A 668-nucleotide genomic window follows, 5' to 3' on the forward strand; every position below is an offset into this window, starting at 1 on the left:
AACCAGTAGTCCAGTTAAAATCAGTAGCTTGAAGTTTGGCTTCCTGCATTGATTTTAAAATTTTAACTTTGATTATACATGGCTATATCAGAAAATTCACTAAAATTATCTTTCAACTGGTCTTGACATGAATTTACAAAATCAATAACCTTTTTATCTATATCATATTCTTTTTTTAAAATATCATAATAATTATTCAATTCTATCTCCTACAAATTTAAAAATTTGATTCAAAATATCTTCATCTTCCCTATTAAACCATCTTATTCTCTCATCTCTTCTAAACCATGTTAGCTGTCTTTTAGCATAGTGGCGAGAATTCTTTTTAATATCCTCTGCCATCTGATTGTAAGAAATTTCTCCTTTTAGATAAGAAATAACTTCCTTATAACCAATTGCTTTTAGAGATTGACTTTCTTCACTTAATCCACTATCAAGTAATTTTTCAACTTCATTTACTAGGCCTTTTTCTAACATTACATCTACCCTATTGTCTATTTTCTTATATAGTTTTTGCCTATCCATGTTAAGACCTAAGAAAATCAAATCATATTCATTGTTTTCACTTCTGAAATTATTGTCTTTTTTCCCACCATTAAAAATAATTTCAATAGCTCTAATTATTCTATTTCTATTATTGGAATCAATAAGTAGTGCTGTTTCATTAT

The 668-nt window shown here is 26.9% G+C and carries 2 protein-coding genes; both read right to left on the reverse strand.

What is annotated here, in order from left to right:
* Nucleotides 1–62 precede the first annotated feature (62 nt).
* Nucleotides 63–200 carry a hypothetical protein gene (locus HMPREF9131_RS08270; RefSeq protein WP_009345878.1) on the reverse strand — a complete coding sequence of 46 codons (138 nt, stop codon included), beginning with the start codon at nt 198–200 and terminating at the stop codon, nt 63–65.
* Nucleotides 193–668 (reverse strand): tRNA (adenosine(37)-N6)-dimethylallyltransferase MiaA (locus HMPREF9131_RS05540; protein ID WP_009345879.1); only part of this gene is annotated, 476 nt, incomplete at its 5' end. The genes HMPREF9131_RS08270 and HMPREF9131_RS05540, both read right to left, overlap by 8 nt.

Source organism: Peptoniphilus sp. oral taxon 836 str. F0141 (genome assembly GCF_000179335.1).
GTDB lineage: Bacteria > Bacillota > Clostridia > Tissierellales > Peptoniphilaceae > Peptoniphilus_A > Peptoniphilus_A lacrimalis.